Annotated in this window: 21 protein-coding genes and 1 tRNA gene; 13 read left to right on the plus strand and 9 right to left on the minus strand. The window is 48.2% G+C overall.

What is annotated here, in order from left to right:
- The coding region (locus H595_RS0116985; RefSeq protein WP_027672274.1) for a transposase at nucleotides 1-280 on the minus strand (280 nt) is incomplete at its 3' end.
- A 450-nt stretch (nucleotides 281-730) separates the two neighbouring features.
- Between H595_RS0116985 and H595_RS22675 the strand changes: the two genes are divergently transcribed.
- Complete coding sequence (locus H595_RS22675; RefSeq protein ID WP_051219965.1) at nucleotides 731-1,525, plus strand: hypothetical protein; 795 nt, start codon at nucleotides 731-733, stop codon at nucleotides 1,523-1,525.
- A 31-nt stretch (nucleotides 1,526-1,556) separates the two neighbouring features.
- On the opposite strand, the gene H595_RS0116995 is transcribed toward H595_RS22675, so the two are convergent.
- Nucleotides 1,557-2,537: a virulence RhuM family protein/type II toxin-antitoxin system death-on-curing family toxin gene (locus H595_RS0116995; protein ID WP_027672275.1), complete on the minus strand. Its 981-nt coding sequence runs from the start codon at nucleotides 2,535-2,537 to the stop codon at nucleotides 1,557-1,559.
- Between the two features lie 149 nt (nucleotides 2,538-2,686).
- Here H595_RS0116995 and H595_RS0117000 point away from each other — a divergent pair, with 149 nt between their 5' ends.
- The 3 genes from H595_RS0117000 (at nucleotide 2,687) to H595_RS0117010 (ending at nucleotide 4,470) form a co-directional block, all read left to right on the plus strand.
- Entirely contained in the window at nucleotides 2,687-2,926 is a 240-nt protein-coding gene (locus H595_RS0117000; RefSeq protein WP_027672276.1) for a type II toxin-antitoxin system ParD family antitoxin, read from the plus strand.
- Nucleotides 2,927-3,121: 195 nt separating this feature from the next.
- Nucleotides 3,122-4,150: a type II toxin-antitoxin system HipA family toxin gene (locus H595_RS22680; protein ID WP_037055149.1), complete on the plus strand. Its 1,029-nt coding sequence runs from the start codon at nucleotides 3,122-3,124 to the stop codon at nucleotides 4,148-4,150.
- Nucleotides 4,147-4,470, plus strand: coding sequence for a helix-turn-helix domain-containing protein (locus H595_RS0117010; protein WP_027672277.1), 324 nt, complete (start codon nucleotides 4,147-4,149; stop codon nucleotides 4,468-4,470). Before H595_RS22680 ends, H595_RS0117010 begins: the two co-directional genes overlap by 4 nt.
- Here the strand turns inward: H595_RS0117010 and H595_RS22685 are convergent.
- Nucleotides 4,385-5,074 carry a hydrolase TatD gene (locus H595_RS22685; RefSeq protein ID WP_240474929.1) on the minus strand — a complete coding sequence of 230 codons (690 nt, stop codon included), beginning with the start codon at nucleotides 5,072-5,074 and terminating at the stop codon, nucleotides 4,385-4,387. The genes H595_RS0117010 and H595_RS22685 overlap by 86 nt on opposite strands.
- 338 nt (nucleotides 5,075-5,412) lie before the next feature.
- Between H595_RS22685 and H595_RS0117020 the strand changes: the two genes are divergently transcribed.
- Nucleotides 5,413-6,111: a 4'-phosphopantetheinyl transferase family protein gene (locus H595_RS0117020; RefSeq protein ID WP_027672278.1), complete on the plus strand. Its 699-nt coding sequence runs from the start codon at nucleotides 5,413-5,415 to the stop codon at nucleotides 6,109-6,111.
- A 135-nt stretch (nucleotides 6,112-6,246) separates the two neighbouring features.
- Here the strand turns inward: H595_RS0117020 and leuD are convergent, their stop codons facing one another.
- The 4 genes from leuD to leuA are packed head-to-tail and all read right to left on the minus strand — an operon-like array spanning nucleotide 6,247 to nucleotide 10,926.
- Nucleotides 6,247-6,849: a 3-isopropylmalate dehydratase small subunit gene (gene leuD, locus H595_RS0117025; RefSeq protein WP_027672279.1), complete on the minus strand. Its 603-nt coding sequence runs from the start codon at nucleotides 6,847-6,849 to the stop codon at nucleotides 6,247-6,249.
- A 2-nt stretch (nucleotides 6,850-6,851) separates the two neighbouring features.
- Nucleotides 6,852-8,261, minus strand: coding sequence for a 3-isopropylmalate dehydratase large subunit (gene leuC, locus H595_RS0117030; RefSeq protein WP_027672280.1), 1,410 nt, complete (start codon nucleotides 8,259-8,261; stop codon nucleotides 6,852-6,854).
- Complete coding sequence (gene leuB / locus H595_RS0117035) at nucleotides 8,258-9,346, minus strand: 3-isopropylmalate dehydrogenase (protein WP_027672281.1); 1,089 nt, start codon at nucleotides 9,344-9,346, stop codon at nucleotides 8,258-8,260. The genes leuC and leuB overlap by 4 nt, the downstream gene beginning before the upstream one ends.
- 2 nt (nucleotides 9,347-9,348) lie before the next feature.
- On the minus strand, nucleotides 9,349-10,926 hold the full coding sequence (gene leuA / locus H595_RS0117040; RefSeq protein ID WP_027672282.1) for a 2-isopropylmalate synthase: 1,578 nt from the start codon (nucleotides 10,924-10,926) through the stop codon (nucleotides 9,349-9,351).
- A 398-nt stretch (nucleotides 10,927-11,324) separates the two neighbouring features.
- On the opposite strand from leuA, the gene H595_RS0117050 reads away from it, so the two are divergent.
- Nucleotides 11,325-11,411 (plus strand) — tRNA-Leu (locus H595_RS0117050).
- Between the two features lie 105 nt (nucleotides 11,412-11,516).
- Here H595_RS0117050 and H595_RS0117055 read toward each other — a convergent pair.
- Entirely contained in the window at nucleotides 11,517-11,861 is a 345-nt protein-coding gene (locus H595_RS0117055; RefSeq protein WP_027672283.1) for a type II toxin-antitoxin system RelE/ParE family toxin, read from the minus strand.
- On the minus strand, nucleotides 11,854-12,072 hold the full coding sequence (locus H595_RS0117060; protein ID WP_027672284.1) for a type II toxin-antitoxin system Phd/YefM family antitoxin: 219 nt from the start codon (nucleotides 12,070-12,072) through the stop codon (nucleotides 11,854-11,856). Before H595_RS0117060 ends, H595_RS0117055 begins: the two co-directional genes overlap by 8 nt.
- 208 nt (nucleotides 12,073-12,280) lie before the next feature.
- Between H595_RS0117060 and umuD the strand changes: the two genes are divergently transcribed.
- The 7 genes from umuD to H595_RS22700 all read left to right on the plus strand — a co-directional run.
- The gene (gene umuD / locus H595_RS0117065) at nucleotides 12,281-12,712 is read left to right on the plus strand and encodes a translesion error-prone DNA polymerase V autoproteolytic subunit (RefSeq protein ID WP_027672285.1); all 432 of its coding nucleotides are present in this window, start codon (nucleotides 12,281-12,283) and stop codon (nucleotides 12,710-12,712) included.
- Complete coding sequence (locus H595_RS0117070; protein WP_027672286.1) at nucleotides 12,709-13,038, plus strand: Y-family DNA polymerase; 330 nt, start codon at nucleotides 12,709-12,711, stop codon at nucleotides 13,036-13,038. The genes umuD and H595_RS0117070 overlap by 4 nt, the downstream gene beginning before the upstream one ends.
- A gap of 64 nt (nucleotides 13,039-13,102) precedes the next feature.
- Nucleotides 13,103-14,326: a site-specific integrase gene (locus tag H595_RS22690; RefSeq protein WP_051219966.1), complete on the plus strand. Its 1,224-nt coding sequence runs from the start codon at nucleotides 13,103-13,105 to the stop codon at nucleotides 14,324-14,326.
- Nucleotides 14,327-14,344: 18 nt separating this feature from the next.
- Nucleotides 14,345-16,066, plus strand: coding sequence for a hypothetical protein (locus H595_RS0117080; RefSeq protein WP_027672287.1), 1,722 nt, complete (start codon nucleotides 14,345-14,347; stop codon nucleotides 16,064-16,066).
- On the plus strand, nucleotides 16,063-18,102 hold the full coding sequence (locus H595_RS24445; RefSeq protein ID WP_027672288.1) for a hypothetical protein: 2,040 nt from the start codon (nucleotides 16,063-16,065) through the stop codon (nucleotides 18,100-18,102). Before H595_RS0117080 ends, H595_RS24445 begins: the two co-directional genes overlap by 4 nt.
- Nucleotides 18,083-18,544 carry a hypothetical protein gene (locus H595_RS0117090; RefSeq protein ID WP_037055152.1) on the plus strand — a complete coding sequence of 154 codons (462 nt, stop codon included), beginning with the start codon at nucleotides 18,083-18,085 and terminating at the stop codon, nucleotides 18,542-18,544. Before H595_RS24445 ends, H595_RS0117090 begins: the two co-directional genes overlap by 20 nt.
- A gap of 648 nt (nucleotides 18,545-19,192) precedes the next feature.
- Nucleotides 19,193-19,678: helix-turn-helix domain-containing protein (locus H595_RS22700; RefSeq protein WP_037055154.1), on the plus strand; the 486-nt coding region annotated here is incomplete at its 3' end.

The raw sequence follows: 19,678 nt of genomic DNA on the forward strand, positions 1-19,678 counted from the left end.
TAGGTTCGAAGGTGCTATTGCGGTCGCGCGGGACTTCCAGCTCTATTTCACCATGCACAGAGCGCACAGTTTTACTGGTTTTACCGTTGCGGGAATTACCGGTTTTTTTACCGGCCGGGTCATGTTTGGCGTAACCAAGATGGTGTTCCATCTCAGCTTCAAGGGCTCGTTCAGCAAGCTTTTTGGTCAACTGGCGCAATAGGCCTTGCTCGCCCATCAGATCTTCAGGAGATTTGCAGTCAGCTAACAGCTGATCCAGTAATTGGTCTGTAATTGGCATTCTTTATCCCTTCTAAGGAGTTAGATAGAATGCCACTTACACAGTTTTTTTTACAGACTCTTCGCTGGCTTTCTTTATCTGTAGTGAGTAGTCTATTCAACTTACACACGCAACAAATGCTCCATAAGCTGATATCTCTTTATCGATATGTTGAGTGTCAGCTAATATAGAAATACTTAATTCACCAAAAACTCAAGTATCTTCGATCAATAACACAATTTGGCCTTGCGCTTATCCAACAAATAAACAATTTACCGATTTTTGAACGTCTGGTATCTGCCCCATAGAAGCCGTTCAAATGTAGAAGGTCAAATGACTCCTATTCGCTCATAGCAGTCAATTAAGCTGTGAAAACACAGATCGGCTTGGCTATGCCGCCGATCGATGAATAAACTCAAATCCCACACTTCACCTCAGACTTCGTTATAATCCCCAGCTTTGGACGCTACGATGCAAAACGATACCGATTACAACCTGCTGGTACCCACCCGTAGCAACCACTTTAACACCTGCTTTTACTGCGGTTGTATTGCCGCTACGCATGACTATGCGCCGCCGTTGCAGTATCTGGAGTTTTACCTGGCGACGCGCGAGCCTAGCGAGTTTTTAAAAATTCCGGTTTGTAACGAGTGCGTTGAACTGCTGAAACCTTGCAAGGCCGGTACGTTGGATGAGCGGCGGCTGTTTGCCAGAGCGGCCTTAGCGAAGAAGTATGCCAAAGCGCTAACCATTTATGACATGTGGACGACGGAAGAACTGGCTACGTTAGATTTTAGCCTGCGCCACAGTATTGAAGCGGGGTTAAAGCTGGGTGCGGAAACCACCGAACGGCTTAGCTTTGCCGGCTTTGACTATGAAGCCGGCGGTGTTAGCCAGCTGGTAGCTGAAAACGCCCCGTTACGCTTTGAGGTGTTTGGTGAGTGCTTTGATACATTTCGTGAAGCATTAGACTTTGCCAGTAAAGCTTACCGCATACCGAAAAACGCCTTAAAAGACGCCTTTGCGGATAACGGCAATAGCTTTGAGCAGGCGATTAACACCATACATAAGCAAGCAGCAGAGAAAGAGTTTAACCAGCAGCTAAAACAGCAGTGCGCCGCCTTTGCCAAACAGCATAAACAAGCGGTAATTTTTGTGCATAAGCAGGTAGAGCGTTACCTGAGTGAAAACGCCGATATGACGATAACCGAAGCGCTGCAGCATTTGTATAACACCAGAGTAAAACCGGCTTCTGCTAGAAAATAGTCGTTTTCCGTAGCGGGATTTAAAGCACGGGTTATGATTTTGCCAGTAAGTTTTCTATTAACCTGATGATGGTGTGCTTTTCTTGCGGATCTGATTCGGCCACTAACAAAGTAATAGCAGCCAAACCGGTGTCATTTATCACGGCTTGGTAATGCTCGTTAAACAGGCGTTTGTTTCTATTCAAAAAATCCACAAACAGAAAGGCGGCACTGCGTTTATTACCATCACTAAAAGGGTGATTCTTCACCACAAAGTACAACAAGTGCGCGGCTTTACTTTCAATGCTGGGGTAAGCCGCATCGCCAAATACCGTTTGCTGCAAGTTGCCCCAAATACTGGCCAAACCATCTTGCCGCTCTTGGCCAAATAATGCGGTAGCTTCACCTCTGGCGATTAGCTGTGCTTTTAACTGCGCCAGCGCTGCCTTGGCATCGGCTAGCGGGGTTAACTCACCGCCTGGTTCGCCTTTAGGCTGCTGCAACAAGCCTTCATCGTATTGCTGCAACCATAAAAAGGTTTGCGTGTAGCTGGCCAGAATATCAACCAGGCCAGCACCAAACTCACTGTTATAAGGCAAAGCTGCTGCCCGTTTTACCAGTTGCAGCGCTTTTTCCAGCTCAGCAGCATTTTGGCTCAAGCGTTGCTGATTTACGCTATAGCCTTGTACTAAATGTTGTTTCAGTGTGGCAGTAGCCCACTGACGAAAGCGGGTGGCATTAACAGAGTTAACCCGATAACCAACAGAAATAATGACATCAAGGTTGTAGTATTTAACCTTACGCTTTACTTGTCGCGCTCCTTCCTGACGAACTACCGAGAAATCCTCGGTAGTTGCCTGCTCATTCAGTTCCTGCGATTTAAAAATATTCCTGATGTGCAAACCAATATTATCGGTAGAAGTACCAAACAACTGTGCCATTTGCGCTTGAGACAGCCAGAGTGTTTCATCCTGCAACTGCACGTTCAGCTGTAAACTGCCGTCATCATTTTGGTAAATCTGCAGTTCGCCCATTTTGCACCCTTAAGGTTTAGCGCAAACTGCGCCGTTAGCTGATTAAGCTCAAACATATAGCGCCTTATTCAATTGCGCAACCCAGGTAAATTTGACAACGTTTGCCATAACAGCACAATTAGCTTAATTGCAGTAACAGAGACATGCCAATGGCAACCATGAACGTATCGCTACCCGATGGCATGAAGCATTGGGTAGAACAACAGGCACAAACCGGACGCTACAGTAATGCCAGCGACTACGTGCGTGACCTTATCCGGCGTGATCAGGAGCGGGCAGCCAAAGTAGCCCACCTGCAGCAGTTAGTTGATGAAGGCGTTAATAGTGACCGGGGTAATCGCACTATGGCGCAGCTGGAAGCAGCGGCCATGGCGAAACTACCCACCTGACCTTTTCGCGTGAGGCACGCGTATGAAGATTGGTTAAACAATAGCTAACTTCTGCTAAACCTCTCACTTGGCAATGTCTGATATATCAGACAAATAATTGTCTTTTTGGCAAAATTGCGCCTTATGTTAGACAAAAAATTGTCCTTCTTGCCTTTTTGTACGCTATATTAGACAACAGAACAGCAGCAACAACCGGTGGCCGTGCAGGATCTCACCTTATTGCAAGCCGGCACCATTGCCCCTGTGGGTAACTTACGCTTGAAAGAGTCGGTTGAAATGGCGGCTGGGCAACAAGTAACTGCACTGGAGCAGATGCGTTTTGAGCAACAGCAGGTAATAGATAGCGACCATGACTTTCTAAACTATGCCAGACAACGTGGCGCAGTGTCGGGCGGCGCAACCGGTGCCGGTGGTGCCGCACCTAAATTGTTGGTCAGGCTAAACCCGCAGTGCGAGGTGTGGATAGACACCCTACAAAACGATAACAGTGCTGACGCACATTATCTGGTGAAATTTCCACGCGGTAACACTGCGATAGACCAGGATATTTTGCGCACGGAATATCACTATTACTGTGAATTGGCAGAGTTGGGGTTTGCCAGCATGGACGTTGCCAAACTGCAGCTGCACGAAGGTAGCAAACAGCCGTCGCTTTGGTTGCCTCGCTTTGACAGGGAATTTAGTTCAAATGCTGTACAACGTTATGGTGTTGAATCTGTGTTCTCGCTGTTAAATAAACCCGCTGGCAGCCATTTAAAACATGAAGAGGTATTAAAAGTACTTATTCAAGTGATTAACAGCCAAACTGCGGCTGAATTAACCGCAGAATATCTGAAGCGTGATTTGTTAAACCTGGTATTTGGCAACTCTGATAACCACGGCCGCAATATAGCGGTACTCAAACATGCGGCGGCGGTATCACTGGCCCCCATTTATGACTTTGCTCCCATGAAGGCTGATCCGGAAGTGGTAATGCGTACAACCCATTGGAGCAACACCTTTGAGCGCGGAGGTGATTTTGACTGGCTGGGTTTATGTGACAACCTGGCCTGTTATGGTGAACCTGAATTGTTTAAAACCGAATTACGCCAATTGGCCGCCAAACTACAACACTTACCAGAGCGCTTAACAAAGCGCGGCGTGCCTGAGCGCATAATGCAGATGCCGGTGATGGGCTTTGCCTATCTGGAAGCCAGGCTGCAGAAGTGGGGGTTATTGCCATGACACAAGCCGGAAGAGCTAACAGCGCAACCGATCGCTTTGAATTAAAACAACAGCTGGTGCTGCGAATGTTGTCGGGTGATATCACCCTGGGACAGATGGGCAAAACGCTACGCACCGAAGGCTTGCGAATGTCGCAAACAGAGGTATGCAAAATTACCGGTTTAAGCCGCCAGGTGGTCAGCGATATCGAAAATGACAACGGCAACCCGCGGTTAGATAATTTACGCAGCTATTTTAAATTGCTCGGATTAGAACTGGCGGTGCTGCCGCGCCAGCGCACTGAACTGGATAGCTTGCTAAAGCCCCCTGCTGAGGCTTAACCACAAAGCCGCGCGCGCCTAAATCCAGCGCCAGCGCGCGCAGTTCGCTTTGCTGTGTTACCGGTGCATAAGCAAAGCAGGTTACCTGTAACCCTGCCTCAGCCGCGGTATGAATAAACTGGCACAACTCACTAAAACCCCATTGGGTTGGCTTAACTGCTTGCTGATACGCCGGTGGGTTAGTGGCCGGCAGGTAAATGTCCAGTTTTTCTACTTCCAGCGCCACAAGCTGTTGACACAAGCCGGGGGCAGCAACGGGCGCCACCAGGCCATAAGTCACCAGTGTTATTGGCACGCCGTGGCGTTTGGCTTTAAAGGCTGGTAAAAACTCAGCCAGCAGATCCACGTGCAACAGCGGGTCGCCAATACCTGCCAGCGCCAGGCCTTGCAGCTCAAACTCGGTTGACGCTTGCTGCTCGTAACCGGCGCGATAAGCCTGCTCTGCGGCGTCGAGCAACTGCTGTGCGGTAGGTGTTGGTGTAAGCTGCGCCAGCAAGGCACCCTTGCCAGCCAGCTGCAATAACGACTGTGCGGCGGGCAATTGGCTGGTGCAGTGCAGGGTTAAACGCTGCTGGTCCAAATAACTCCATGGGGTGACACTCATTGCACACTCCTGCTAAAACGACGTATTAAACGCCAGATATCGCATCCGGTTCAACACGCTGGGATCACGTTTTGCCATACTTTGTCATAATCTGTAACACCAAACAATAATTTGCCGATGGCCCACTGTCACTGCCCAGCTATACGCCGTTTAGTTTTAGCCCGCTACAGCACAACCTTATGCATACCCGTGAAGCGGTGCATAGTTTGGTTGCGGATAAATAACCCTGGCAACAAGCAGACAAAACCGGTTAAAAATAAGCACTATTGTGGCCAAACCCCGTTATAGTGAAGCTCGACACATAGTAACGACGCTTAAATTGACTTAGGAAGGTTAGCGTGTCTGGTTATCCCTTTATTAAACAGCTTGCTGCAAAACACATCGTTGGGTTTTCTGGTCTTTGCTATCAATGCCAGTTTTTTACCGAACACTACACGGACACCATAGCGGAAACATTACTTGGCGCCCCGCTACATAACGCCTTACATAAGGCGGTGGCTAAACGTAAAGCAGAGTTTGTTGCAGGACGGTATCTGGCCCGGCAGGCATTAACCGCTTTGGCTGCAACTGATACAGCAGTGGCCATAGGGCCGGCGCGGCAACCGCTGTGGCCTGCGCCATTTATCGGGTCAATAAGCCATGCCAAAGACTTTGCTATTTGTGCTGTGGCCCATAGCGGCCATGCCACAAGAATTGGTATCGATGTTGAAGATATACTGGATGCCAAGGTAGCAACCGACATTGCCGGCAGTGTTCTAAACGCAGCAGAGTATACGCTGGTCGGTTCGCTTGCCACGCCTCACCCTGTAATGCTTAGCCTGATATTTTCGGCTAAAGAAAGCCTGTTTAAAGCGCTTTATCCCGAGGTAGGCCGTTTTTTTGGCTTTGAAGCGGCAACAACAACCGCTATAGATGTTGAAACCGGCACGTTTATACTAGAACTGGTGCAGGAACTTACCCCGGCATTACCTGCAGGCACCTGCTTTAACGGGCAGTTTGAGCTGGACGCAACCAAAGTACTTACGGTAATAACCTGAACGCTTTTTTCCTTTTACTCCTTATAACCCTTTAACCGGCACAGCTAAACAGAAATGACTGGGCCGGTTGAGCTGTACCGGCTTAGCTATACTGGCTTAGCTATACTGGCTTAGCTATGCCGCGTAAGTAAGCGTTTAACCTAACCAGGGTTGGTTGGCTTTGCGGCTTTGTTCGTAGTCGGTAATGCTTGGGTTTAACTGCTCGCTTGAACCGATAAAGTCTAACCCACTTAACAAGCGCTGTTTAATATCGGCGTCGATACTAAAGCCCATTGCGGCGTTATTACCAAACAGTATTTCCTGGCTGGCTAAGTCTATTTGCCACTGCTGCGGGCCCTGCTGGCAGCGGTTAAATAGCAGGTCGATATTGGTTTTACTTAATTGAATTAACAACATGCCGTTATTTACGCTGTTGTTAAAGAAAATATCGGCAAAGCTTTGGGCAATAATAACGTTAAAACCAAATTGGTTAATGGCCCAGGGCGCGTGCTCGCGGCTGGAGCCACAACCAAAGTTGGCACGGGTTAGCAAAATAGAGGCGCCCTTGTACTGCGGCTGGTTTACCACAAACTCCGGGTTGGGCGTGCCGTCAGCTAAATAGCGCCAGTCATAAAACATGGCTTCGGCAAAGCCGTCACGGCTAACACTGGTTAAAAACTGCTTCGGAATAATTTGGTCGGTATCAACGTTATTTTTATCTAATGGGCACACTAAGCCCTGTGCAAATATCTGGCTCATGCTTATTCTCCCTGTTGCGCAGCGGCAATATTAACGAACTTACCGGCAATAGCGGCGGCAGCGGCCATTGCCGGGCTGACTAAATGCGTGCGTGCGCCGCGGCCCTGACGGCCTTCAAAATTACGGTTACTGGTAGAGGCGCAGCGCTGGCCAGCTTCTACCCGGTCATCGTTCATGCCCAAACACATGCTGCAGCCTGGCTCGCGCCACTCAAAACCGGCGTCTTTAAACACGCTGGCTAAACCTTCTTGTTCGGCCTGGCGTTTTACCACACCCGAGCCTGGCACCACCAATGCACGTACGCCACTGGCAACTTTTTTGCCTTTTACTACACTGGCAGCGGCGCGTAAGTCTTCAATACGGCTATTGGTGCAACTACCTATAAACACCACATCGACGCTGCAGTCGGTTAATTTTTGTCCGGCTTCTAACCCCATATAAGCTAATGCACGTTCTGCGGCATCACGCTTGCTGGCGTCGGTAAAGCTGTTTGGCGACGGCACACTTTGGTCAATAGCAATAACTTGCTCCGGGTTGGTGCCCCAGGTTATTTGCGGCGTGATACTGGCAGCATCAATACTAACGGTTTTGTCGAACACTGCATCGGCGTCTGAATATAGGCTTTGCCAATACTGCACGGCAGCATCCCAATGCGCGGCCTGAGGTGCATGCGCCTTACCCTTAATATAAGCAAACGTGGTTTCGTCCGGGGCAATTAAACCGGCTTTGGCGCCCATTTCTATGCTCATATTGCACAGTGTCATGCGCCCTTCCATGCTCATACCACGAATAGCACTGCCGCAGAACTCGGCAACAAAGCCATTGCCACCGGCAGTACCTAATTGGCCAATAACCGCTAAGATCACGTCTTTGGGCGTGACATGGGCATTTAACTCGCCGTTTATCTCTACTTTTAACGTTTTAGCCTGCTGCTGTGGCAAGGTTTGCGTGGCTAATACATGCTCAACTTCTGAGGTACCAATACCAAATGCCAGGGCACCAAAAGCGCCGTGGGTAGAGGTGTGCGAGTCGCCACAGACAATAATCATGCCGGGCTGGGTTAACCCCTGCTCTGGGCCAATAACATGCACAATGCCTTGATCCGGGTGGGTTAAATCCAGCAATTCAATGCGGTTTTCCGCACAGTTGGCTGCTAACGCTTCCAGCTGTTTACGTGAAGTTTCGCCGGCGGCGTCCAGGCTGCGACGCTGGGTAGACACGTTATGGTCCATGGTAGCGAACGTTAAATCGGGCCGACGTACCGCGCGGTTGGCCATTTTTAAACCAGAGAACGCCTGCGGTGAGGTAACTTCATGGATCAAATGCCGATCTACATATAACAAATCGGTACTGGGGTTTAACTTGCCCACCACATGGCTTTGATAAATTTTTTGAAATAACGTCTGGCTCATTCTGCGTGTCCTTGTGGCATAGCCTGAATAGTGGCAACAATGGCCGCGCCAACGGCAGCGGTACCATAGGTTGAAGTGGCGTTAATATCGCGCGTGACAATATGCTGTTCTAAGCAGTGCTGCACCGCTTGCTCTATCGCACGGGCGGCGTCTTCCTGGCCAAAACTGTAACGCAGCATTAGCGCGGCACTTAAAATTTGTGCAATGGGGTTGGCAATGCCTTTACCGGCAATATCCGGTGCACTGCCACCGGCAGGTTCATATAAACCAAAGCCGCTGCCATTTAAGCTGGCAGAGGGCAGCAAGCCTAAGCTACCGGCAATGGCGGCAATTTCATCAGACAAAATATCGCCAAACAGGTTGTCGCACAGTAATACGTCAAACTGCTGTGGGCTGCGAATAAGCTGCATGGCCGCGTTGTCGATATACATGTGTTCCAACGTTACGCCGGGGTAATCTTGCGCCACACGCGTTACTGTTTCGCGCCATAAAATACTGGTTTGCAGCACGTTGGCTTTATCAATAGAGGTTACCTTGTTACTGCGTTTTTGTGCGGCAGCAAAGGCAACATGGGCAATACGCTCAATTTCGCGCACGCTGTAGCGTTGGGTGTCAAAGGCGTCGGTTTCACTACGGCCTTTTTCACCAAAATAAATACCCCCGGTTAGCTCACGCACACACAGTACGTCCATGCCTAAGCTGCTTACCCGTGGGTGCAGTGGCGATAAATCGGCAAAGGCGGGGTAAATTTGGCCCGGGCGTAAGTTACAAAACAAATCGAAGGTTTTGCGCAGGGGTAATAATGAGCCGCGCTCAGGTTGTTTGTCTGGCGCCAGCCCGGTCCATTTTGGCCCACCCACCGAGCCAAATAAAATAGCGTCGCTTTGTTGGCACAGCGCCAGGGTGTCGGCAGGTAATGGCTCGCCCGTGGCATCAATGGCCGCACCGCCCACTAAAGCGGGCGTTAAGGTTAGGCCAAACTGAAATTTGTCGGCGACCACTTCAAGCACTTTTATTGCTTCTGCCATCACTTCCGGGCCAATGCCGTCACCGGCCAGCACTGCTACGTTGTACTGCGTTTTCATTGTTATTCACCTGCTGCTATTTTTGAAACGGTTTGCCGGGCATGTTTATGCGCATCAATGGTTTGGGCGCGCTGGATCATATTTAATACATGCACGTAGGCCAGTACCGAGCTGCGCACAATGTCGGTTGCCAGGCCAGCACCGTGAAAACGGCGGCCTTCGTGTTCGGCAATAATATCAACCTGACCCAGCGCGTCTTCGCCACTGCCTTTGGCTTGTAAGTTAAAATCAACCATCTTAATGTTTAGTTTGCTAATGCGGGCTATAGCGCTAAACGCGGCCTCTACCGGGCCATTACCGGTGGCTGCTTCGGTAAATACCTGATCGCCACAACGCACGCCCACGGTGGCGCTGGCAACATGGCCGGTGTGGGTAGACGAGCTTAAAAACTCCAGCGCGTAATAGTCGTCCTGGTTTTGCATATTTTCAAAAAACACCAGCGCTTCTAAGTCGTAATCGAACACGCGGCCTTTTTGATCGGCCAGTGCGACAAAGCTTTTGTACACGGCTTCCAAGTCATAATCTTCGTTGGTGTAACCCAGCTCAGCTAAACGGTGTTGAATAACGTGCCGGCCCGAGCGCGAGGTTAGGTTCAGTTCGTTCTGACGAATACCTACTTGCTCAGGCGCCATAATTTCATAGGTGTTTTGTGCTTTTAACACGCCGTCCTGGTGAATGCCGGAGCTATGTGCAAAAGCGTTTTCACCGACAATGGCTTTGTTCGGTTGAATGGGCATATTGCAAATTTGGCTAACCAGGTGGCTGCTGCGGTAAATCTCGGTGGTTTTAATGTCGGTGTATAGCGGTGCCAACACATCTTTGCGGGTGTTGATAATCATGGCCACTTCTTCCAGTGAACAGTTACCGGCACGCTCGCCAATACCGTTTACCGTACATTCAATTTGGCGCGCCCCGGCCTGAATAGCGCTAATGCTATTGGCTACGGCCAAACCTAAATCGTTGTGGCAGTGCACACTTAACCGGGCTTTATCAATATTGGGCACCTTGTTACGCAAGGTGCTAATAATGGCAGCAAACTCGTTTGGAATAGTGTAGCCAACCGTGTCTGGAATATTGATGGTGGTGGCGCCGGCGGCAATAGCACGCTCTACTATCCAGCATAAATCGTCAATTGGAGTACGGCCGGCATCTTCGCAGGAAAATTCAATGTCGTCGGTATAACGGCTGGCCAATTTAATAGCCGCAACGGCCTGCTCAGTGGCCTGCGCCAGCGTTTTACGCAACTTATACTGCAAATGCAGCGGCGAGGTAGCAATAAAGGTATGAATACGGCGACGCTCTGCGTCTTTTAACGCTTCGCCACAGGCTTCAATGTCGGCACTAACGGCGCGAGCCAGCCCGCAAATAATCGGGCCTTTTACTTCACGCGCGATGCGTTGTACCGAGTCAAAGTCGCCGGGGCTGGATACCGGAAAACCGACCTCCATCACGTCGACATTTAACCGCGCTATAGCATGCGCCAGCTGTATTTTTTGCTTCTGGCTTAAACTGGCGCGCAGTGCTTGTTCGCCGTCACGTAAAGTGGTGTCAAAGATCCAGATTTTGTTATCGCCGCTCATCTTGTGTTTCCTGTTCCGTTATCTCGGTGTAGGTTGCAACCTGTGGCGGGGGCTAAAATGCAAAAAACCCCGGCCAGTGGCACGGGGTTTTAGCGTTATCGGTTCGTTACGTTTTTACCAATAAGCAGCACCCCGCGCGCCGATGAGGAGCACGAGGAGGCTAATAATAGAAACGTGACGATTAAAATTCATTTATTGCTCTTTGTTTATGGTTAGTAGCAAAACGTCATTAGTAATAACATGGTTATTTTTTAACTGCAACAGTATAGATGGCTAAACGGCAAAAAACTTTGATGTTTTGCTTTTTAACGCTGTTCAATAAAAAATATCTTGCACAGCAGCGAAAAACTTCTTAACATGCGCGCCGTCTTACCAAGCGTATTCACGCTAACGACTCTGCCCGGGTGGTGAAATCGGTAGACACAAGGGATTTAAAATCCCTCGCTCGAAAGGGCGTGCCGGTTCAAGTCCGGCCCCGGGCACCATTTATCCGCTGTGTTTATTACCACTATTTTAAAGCATCTACATTATCGTTTGCTTCACCACCGTTTAAACGCGTTTTATATAAATTAACGTTGAAGTGCATGCGCTTAAAACAGCAGGTTTAACTCAAACAACAGCTTTTGCAGATTCTGCCGGCTATCCATCAACAGTAATAACTCAATGCGTTGCTTTTGATCATCAACTCGATAAAACAACAGGTTATGCTTATCCACCTGCCATTGCCGGTAATCAGCAATGCCTAGAGTAAGCAAGCGCTCGCTAATAGGCGCAAGCGTCGGATGCGTAGCCAAATCCTGCTGCAGTCGCTGCTTAATATGTACTAGCGTAGAGTGTGCCAGGGTTGATGAATATTTTTCGGTTAAAAACGCGGTTAGACGTTGTTGCGACAACTTAAACAGCGGCGAGGCGACAATAGCGTAAGCGTTACTCAAACGCTTGATCCAGGGTTAATTCGGCAGATTGCAGCGACTTCTCTGATAATTTCAGCATTTTTAGCAGTGCGAGTGTGTCTTGCTGAAATTGATAATCCTGATACGACTGTACCACAAACGCCGGTTTGCCATTTTTTGTGATCAGTAGCTCTTCGCGCAGCTCCAATGTATTAGCGTGCTCTTTTAAGTAAGTAATCGTTTCGGTTTGCATAACCAACCTTAAAAAGATTTTATTCAGGCTGATTTAGCCTAGCAGATAATATCTACTCACACCAACTGCGCACGAAGCAAAGCGCAATAAATCAGTTAGCCGCGTTGATGGGCACTCAATCGTTAACCAAAAAACCTAATACGTTTCTTCATCTAGAAAAATCTGACAAACCCGATATACTGTATATATATACATATAAGGGGTGAGTATGTCTGCTGTATTTTTAGGTAATGCCGATAACTGGCCAAGGCGTCGTATGCCCTTTTACAGTGATCCGGTAAAAGCCGGGTTTCCGTCACCCGCACAGGATTATGTAGAGCGCACGCTGGATTTAAACGAGCTGTGTATTCGCCACCCTAACGCCACTTTTTTTGTGCGGGTTGAAGGCGATTCAATGATAGAAGCCGGCATTTATGATGGCGATGTACTGGTAGTAGACAGATCTATTGATGCCGAACACGGCGATGTTGTGGTGGCTGCCGTTGGCAGTGAGTTTACCGTAAAGCAGCTATGTACCCAGCCACGGTTACAGCTACTAGCGCGCAACCCAGCTTATCCGCCTATTACGCTGCGTGAAGGCGATGAGCTGAATATTTTTGGGGTGGTAACCAATGTTATCCGGCAAATGAAACGCAAATGACAACCCCCATATTTGCGCTAGTGGATTGCAATAACTTCTATGCCAGCTGCGAGAAACTGTTTCGGCCTGATTTAGCAGATACCCCTGTTGTAGTGCTGTCGAACAACGACGGCTGTGTGGTAGCACGGTCGAAAGAAGCGAAAAAGCTAGGCATAAAAATGGGCGTACCGGTATTTCAGGTGCGCGACGTATTGCACAAACAAGGCGTGGTGGCATTTTCATCTAATTACGCGCTGTATGCCGATATGTCACAACGGGTTATGAGTACGCTGGAAAACCTGGCGCCAAGGGTAGAGGTGTATTCTATAGATAAGAGTAAGTTGTAGACTATGATCACCTAAGCAATTGAGTGCTATATATGGACATTAGTATGCGTCCCAAAGGTATTGTATGGCGACACTAGAGCACATTCATTTCGTGCCTCACAATCTGGAATATAGAAAGGGTACAGCTACTTATTCGACCAGTAGCAGTAGGTCATCCCTAAAGAACTTACCACAGCTTTTCTGGAAAGACGGGACTCCATGGAGAGAGGCAAACCTTTGGGCTGTAGAACGAACAACGACAGGTGAAGCTTCTCTAAAGACGGTTGCAAGCAACATGAATGGTCTTTTGAATTATGCAAAATTCCTTGAATCTCGGGAGTTAAAATGGTTCGAATTTCCTGTTCGAAAAGCAGAACGCTGTTTGGTGCTTTACCGTGGATCACTGATCAAGATGCGCAACGCCGGTCTGCTCAGCCCCTCCACAGCGTCTGAATACATGCGAAATTGCATCATGTTCTACCGGTGGGTAAAGCATCGGGAGCTTCTTGCTCCACACGTAGTGTTATGGCGGGAGAAACCTTACTCGGTCAAATTTTTTGACCAAGTAGGATTTGAGCGAACGATCAGCGTAATAACAACCGATCTCAGCATACCAAATCGTAAAAGAATTGGCCTAACATTAGAGAATGGGCTGCTGCCTTTATCGGAGTTGGACCGTGATGCAATACTAGACCTTGCCGCCGCGGAAGCTACGCCCGAGCTCTATCTCATGTTAGCACTTGGTTTTTTTACTGGAATGCGACTCGGCAGCATTTGTGATCTGAAACTTCGGACTCTGGAACATGCTATCCCTGACCCATCTGCTAAAGGATTGTTACGGCTTGCAGTTGGTCCGGGTGCCGTTCCGCCGGTACACACGAAGTTTGGGGTCACCGGCCAGGTCTGGATACCAGAAGCTTTGCGCGATGAGCTGCTGGAATACGCCAAGGGCTCTCGAAGGATTGCGCGAGCAATTAAAGCCCCACCAGAGAATCGTGATCTCTTATTTTTAACCCGTTATGGAAACTCCTACGGTAGACGTGGCACCGACCAGTCATCAGCTGTGAATGTCGAGATGTCAGACTTTCGCAAGCGGGGAATCAAGGCAGGGTTGCAAGTGCTTCGTAAGTTTCGCTTCCATCAGTCACGCTGTACGTTTGGAACGGTGTTGACTCGTTTGGCACTTTCTACATGCGCCGATGTAGCTCTCGTAATTGGAATTGTAAGTGACGCGCTACTCCATGGACCTAATTCCGAAGCGACAACGCTCAAATACATTCGGTTCGAACAGGCGCTTTTAGCGGTATAAAACTGGGCGTTCGACAGTATGAATAGTTCCGATATAGATCTCACTTTCCCAATGCTTGAATATGGGGCTACTGAAACCTCCTGGGATCTGCGGCCATTGCTGTTTCGTGGAGGCGCGGCGGCAAAGGTTAAGCACGTGGCTCGCCAAATCGCCAGAGGCGAAATGGGCAATCCCTTACCGGAACGTATCGAGCTGGTAACGAGACTCCATCAACTTATCGCTGATGATCTTACTGGCGGTGGAAGTCGCTTCTCGGCGAAAAACAAGATAGGTGTATTAAGGAAATTCTTTGCTTGGATCGATTCAGAGGCTGGGAACCTCAGTTTTGAATCGGTAGCCGATACCTTCATTAGTTGGACTGAGCACTTGCGATATCGTCATCTAGTGGAACGAAGCTTGAGCGAGAGAAGTTTATATGATTTAGCCAAGCTCACCGCTACGATGCTTGACAGAGCTTTGGATCGCCAAGCGAGTCTGAGTAAGAATTCGCGTATTCGCAAGCCACGTAGCAGAGGAAAGGTACATTCGGGTAAAGCAGACAAACAAAATTTGCATGATACCTTTGCTTTTGGCCACTTATTGACTGACGTATGCAATGCTTTGACACCAGAGGCGACGATAGGGCCATTACCCGTCATCATTCGATTGCGAACAGGTCAAGTACTGGAGCAGTGGTCCGGCCTACCTAGACCAGAGAAAGCAGCGGCACGGCGAACTAGACCTCAATCACTGGCACAGATCGAGACGTCGAGAAGCACACGAATAGCCTGGAATGAAGATAAAACACCGCGAACTCGCTACTCTCTAATTAATTTACGAATAGAGAGTGAGTTACTGATATTCATAGCCCAGACCGGCCTGAACCTGCAACAAGCCCACACCTTGCGTCTAGAACAGTTTCATTACACTAGCCACCTGGACGGCTACCAAGTTCGCACATATAAAAATCGACGCGAAGGAGAAGTGCTGTTCGAGATCTTTGCCAGTTATCGAGAGTGGTTCGATCGCTATCTCAAATGGCGTGCTGATTGGTTTTCTAATGAGCAGGATGAGCTGCTATTTCCGCTGATACGCTGCGGAGGAAGAATTATGGAATCGGCACCACAGTTCACAAAAGTTCTTAGTATTTGCCGCGAGCTTGGTATAACGATTGTGGGTCCGCAAAAACTTAGAGGGACTCGTATCAATTGGCTGCTTCGAGAGTCCCAGAACGCTCATCAAGTCGCAGAGTTGGCCCAACATACGTTGGAAACGTTGATAAGGGTATATGCCGCCCCCCATCCGCAGATTGCTATGGTGGAGATCACGCGCTTCCATCAGCAAACTGATCCGTCCCTTTCACCTCCTGCACCTGGTAGATGTGTATCTGCAACACCCGAGTCAGTGGACGCTATGTCGGAAAATGCTCCGCGACCCGACTGCATAAATGCGGCAGGCTGCCTGTTCTGTACTCAGCACAGAGATATCGATAGTCAAGATCATGTATGGTCTCTCTTTAGTTTACGCCATCTCAAGTCACTTGAGTTGGCATGCTACGGGCCACCAACTTTGGCCAAAACAGAGCATCCAGCTCTGCTGGTAATTGAGCGGCTAACAGCCAAACTGCGATTTTACGAAGAAAGTAGTGAAGTCCGAAGGCTTTGGATTGAAGAAGCGAAAGCGCGTATTTGTGAGGGGGATTACCATCCATCTTGGGATGGCTTCATCCGATTGGCAGAATTACGACGGAGAACCTTATGACAACAAATATTCTTCTCAAACTTAGGCTCAATATTGACTCACCTCTTGCAGTTCCTAGTGCGGAAAATTACCGTCCGCCGTGCTGGCCACCGACGCGTGACTGGCCGGTCGTTCTCGACGCAGCTGGTGAAGTAGTGAGTCGCTGGGGAGATGCGATTTGGCGGCTCGACCCTTGGGCAGGGAAACCTCTCACTCTTAATTTTGGTGATGGTCCAGCTCAGAAACATGTTGCCTCGATTGAACATGCCAATTCCAATTTACTTAGGAGCGTTGTCGGTTGGTGGCTATATGGCCCCAATAGTGCTAGGGGATGCCGAGGCCTGAAAACCCGCTTCGATCACATACGTAAGCTATTCGTTTTGAGTACAAAGGAGAATATTCTGGCATCGGAACTGAGCCAGTATCCGCACGTGGCAGATCGTATCCCAAATATATTTCAACCTTCCCGTGCCGGTGTGCTTTTGGCATTGCTACATGAACTTTACGAGCAACGTGATACGCTGGGTTTTAGCTTGTTAGATCGCGCAGGACTTAAACGCCTTGCTGCGGCTATACCTGACCACGAAAGACACCAGACGCCCTATGTCCCTCCTCGCATTTGGTGCTACCAAATTACACGGTTACGCGAATGCTTAGAGGATTTTTTGGCACATAAAGACCAAATCGAAGGGTGCTTCCGTTTCTGCTTAGCTGCTTATCAGCACAACTCCTCCAACCTCGAAGGAAACGTAAGGCCACCATTGTTTTGCTCGCTCCAGCAGCCATCGTATGTAGCCGATGGGAGGAATACTAAACAGCTGTATCACGAACCATTTATCGATATTGCTCGACGGTTTGGTATTATTGATCTGTTGCGTCGTTGGCTGGACGAGAGTTATACCACAATATCTGGTGTACAGCTAAGTCACTACCTTTACTTCGTGAGTCGTGTAGGATTGGCCTATATATTAAATTTCAGTCTCATGCGAGTAGAGGAAGCTTGGAACCTGTGTACTGATTGCCTGCACATTGAACATGATCCTCAGTTTGGTGAGATTCATATATTGCGCGGACGAACAACCAAAACAATGTCAGATATTGAAGCACTATGGGTAACCTCGCCGTCTGTCAGCATTGCGGTTGAAGCAATGCGAAGGGTTGCAGACCTTCAAGTTGAAGGTATCTTGCCTAAAGAAGCAGGTTATGAGTTATTAAACTCATCGAAGCGCTATTTGATTGATTACAGGAATAAACCTTGGACTAGAACTTTTTCAAAGTTCAAAGGTGTGCGGCGCCCATCAATTTTGAGCTACTCCCAATTAATTCATTTGCGAACGAAGCTGTTCGATCCCGAGCAATTGAGAATTACTAATGAAGATTTTGAGTTGGCGAGATTGGTGACTCCAACGCTGACCGACGAGTTTAGCGTTGGCAAAATTTGGCCTCTGGCCTGGCACCAATTGCGGCGAACTGGTGCAGTAAATATGCTGGCATCAGGTTTGGTTAGCGATGCCTCATTACAATTTCAGTTGAAGCATACTGCCAGAGCTATGAGTCTTTATTACGGGCAAAACTATTCACGTGTAAGGATGGAGGAGAAGGCCCATGCCTATTATGTTCTAACCATGTACGAAACCTTGGGTAAGCAGTTGCAACAGCTAACAAGCAACCGGTTTGTTAGCCCCCACGGAGAGAAACGAAAAATTGAGATAGTAAGACTGATCTCAGCAGTTGATACGAGGAACGTGATCAAACTGGCCAAGCAGGGCATAATGGCTCATCGGCCCATTCTGCTGGGTATCTGCACCAATCGAACACCCTGTCCATATGGTGGCATTGACAATATCGCTCACTGTGGAGGAGGAGACTCGCCCGGAGAGCCAAAACCTTGTGCTCACGTTCTGTATGACCCAGAGCAACTAAGTACGGTAGAAATGTTGGAAATCGTGCTAGAGGAGCGCTTAATCACAGCCAGTGAAGACAGTCCCCTTAGGGCGTCACTGGAAGCACAAAAACGTAGTGTGGAGAACTTTCGCAATGTCATTCAAAAAACATGATCCTGATGGTCCCACTCGTATGAGTGCTAGCGAGAAATACCGAGCAGCGTTCGAGCGCCTAAAAAACAACAAACCTGAGCGACTGGTTAAAGGAACATCCGTAAGTCAGAATAATGTTGCTAAAGAGGCCGGCAGTGATTCCTCTGCATTCAAAAAAACGCGTTTTCCCTTGCTCATCGACGAAATCCAAAAATATGTTAAATCGCAGTTACAGGATCGCCCGCCATCAGTACGTGAAGTCAGCTTACAAGCCCGCAAAAAGAATCGCGGGCTTCGTGAGCGAATCGAAGAAATTAAGCTGCAGCGGGATCATCTGGCCAGCTTGTTAAGTGAGGCCGACGCTACAATTCTTGAACTCTATGATCGCATTACTGAATTAGAGAGACAGATGCCAATCTCAAATGTCTTACCAATTGATCCGCGAGGTTATAAAAAACTTTAAGATGGACTTTAAGATGGACTGGTCTGAATTTCATCTGACATTTATCATGAGCGAGCTTGATCACATCTGAAAGTCAACTTTGTGCCTAGGTTGTGTAAAAAACCTTGATCACTGGTTAATTGCATTTAATTTACCACCCAATGGCAACTCCAGCTTACCAGTCGTTGCAAATCAATCGCACCACTCGTTGCAGCGAACTTACCACTTAAATCAAAATTCTACTGCTGATAGCAGTGCCTTAACAGTCAAAATATCAAAGTGGGAATATTTACCTCAGAATGTGGCTTTGTGCCAAAAGCGGAAATTAATTGAGATTCGATTAAATCGGCGCTTTTCACTGAAAACGGACATTACTGAAAATGTACACATCACTGTTGTCGATAATTCCGAGTCATCACGCTCAGCGATTTGTTTCTAATCACTATTAGCCTTATAACCGCATTCTTTCAGAAGTCTGGTTTTACTGGCGTATGGAAAAAAAGCGGTATCACAACGGAAGGGGTGTCCAGCGATTTTAGATTAGTGCTATCCTTTTGATTTTTATGCTTAAAAAGAGCCTGTCGTGGCGGTGTCGTGAAACTGTCGTTGTTGTGTCGTCAATATTTACTCTAAAAACAAGTCGCAACGCTGAGTTAAGGAAGTAACACTATGAATATTTCGCCTGAAAAAATTAAACAGTTAAGAGCAGAGCATGGCTGGTCTCAAGATCAGCTGGGTGAAGTCGCGGGATTGAGTTATCGAACGGTGCAAAGAATAGAGAAAGACGGCAATTGTTCGCCGGAATCTCTTATGGCTATTGCATCCGCGTTCAGTATTACGCCAGATGAACTTTCATTTGAATATAAACCTACTATAGGCTCGGGGGCGATTAACTGGAGTGGGATATTTGGATTAGGTTTGTGTTCTTTCTTTGTCGGATGGATGATTGTCTTAGGTGGCGAAGGCACTCTGTTTTTCGACTGTAATAGCCTTGTTTTAGTTCTAGGGATGTCATTTGCTTTGCTAACAATCTCCTGCGGCGGGCGACAAGCAATCGAAGGAGTCTGTAAAAAAAACTGTGTAAGTGGCATTCTATCTAACTCCTTAGAAGGGATAAAGAATGCCAATTACAGACCAATTACTGGATCAGCTGTT

The organism is Rheinheimera baltica DSM 14885, from assembly GCF_000425345.1.
In the GTDB taxonomy this organism is placed as follows: Bacteria; Pseudomonadota; Gammaproteobacteria; order Enterobacterales; family Alteromonadaceae; genus Alishewanella; species Alishewanella baltica.

Excerpts from the sequence above, each read along its gene's own strand:
- H595_RS22675 (WP_051219965.1), top strand. The coding sequence starts at position 731 with ATGCAAAACGATACCGATTACAACCTGCTGGTACCCACCCGTAGCAAC.
- leuD (WP_027672279.1), bottom strand. The coding sequence starts at position 6,849 with ATGAGCCAGATATTTGCACAGGGCTTAGTGTGCCCATTAGATAAAAAT.
- H595_RS24445 (WP_027672288.1), top strand. The coding sequence starts at position 16,063 with ATGACAACAAATATTCTTCTCAAACTTAGGCTCAATATTGACTCACCT.
- umuD (WP_027672285.1), top strand. The coding sequence starts at position 12,281 with ATGTCTGCTGTATTTTTAGGTAATGCCGATAACTGGCCAAGGCGTCGT.
- H595_RS0117090 (WP_037055152.1), top strand. The coding sequence starts at position 18,083 with ATGTCATTCAAAAAACATGATCCTGATGGTCCCACTCGTATGAGTGCT.
- H595_RS0117000 (WP_027672276.1), top strand. The coding sequence starts at position 2,687 with ATGGCAACCATGAACGTATCGCTACCCGATGGCATGAAGCATTGGGTA.
- H595_RS0117080 (WP_027672287.1), top strand. The coding sequence starts at position 14,345 with ATGAATAGTTCCGATATAGATCTCACTTTCCCAATGCTTGAATATGGG.
- H595_RS0117070 (WP_027672286.1), top strand. The coding sequence starts at position 12,709 with ATGACAACCCCCATATTTGCGCTAGTGGATTGCAATAACTTCTATGCC.
- H595_RS0117010 (WP_027672277.1), top strand. The coding sequence starts at position 4,147 with ATGACACAAGCCGGAAGAGCTAACAGCGCAACCGATCGCTTTGAATTA.
- H595_RS0116995 (WP_027672275.1), bottom strand. The coding sequence starts at position 2,537 with ATGGGCGAACTGCAGATTTACCAAAATGATGACGGCAGTTTACAGCTG.
- H595_RS22685 (WP_240474929.1), bottom strand. The coding sequence starts at position 5,074 with ATGAGTGTCACCCCATGGAGTTATTTGGACCAGCAGCGTTTAACCCTG.
- leuC (WP_027672280.1), bottom strand. The coding sequence starts at position 8,261 with ATGAGCCAGACGTTATTTCAAAAAATTTATCAAAGCCATGTGGTGGGC.
- leuA (WP_027672282.1), bottom strand. The coding sequence starts at position 10,926 with ATGAGCGGCGATAACAAAATCTGGATCTTTGACACCACTTTACGTGAC.
- leuB (WP_027672281.1), bottom strand. The coding sequence starts at position 9,346 with ATGAAAACGCAGTACAACGTAGCAGTGCTGGCCGGTGACGGCATTGGC.
- H595_RS22690 (WP_051219966.1), top strand. The coding sequence starts at position 13,103 with ATGGCGACACTAGAGCACATTCATTTCGTGCCTCACAATCTGGAATAT.
- H595_RS0117060 (WP_027672284.1), bottom strand. The coding sequence starts at position 12,072 with ATGCAAACCGAAACGATTACTTACTTAAAAGAGCACGCTAATACATTG.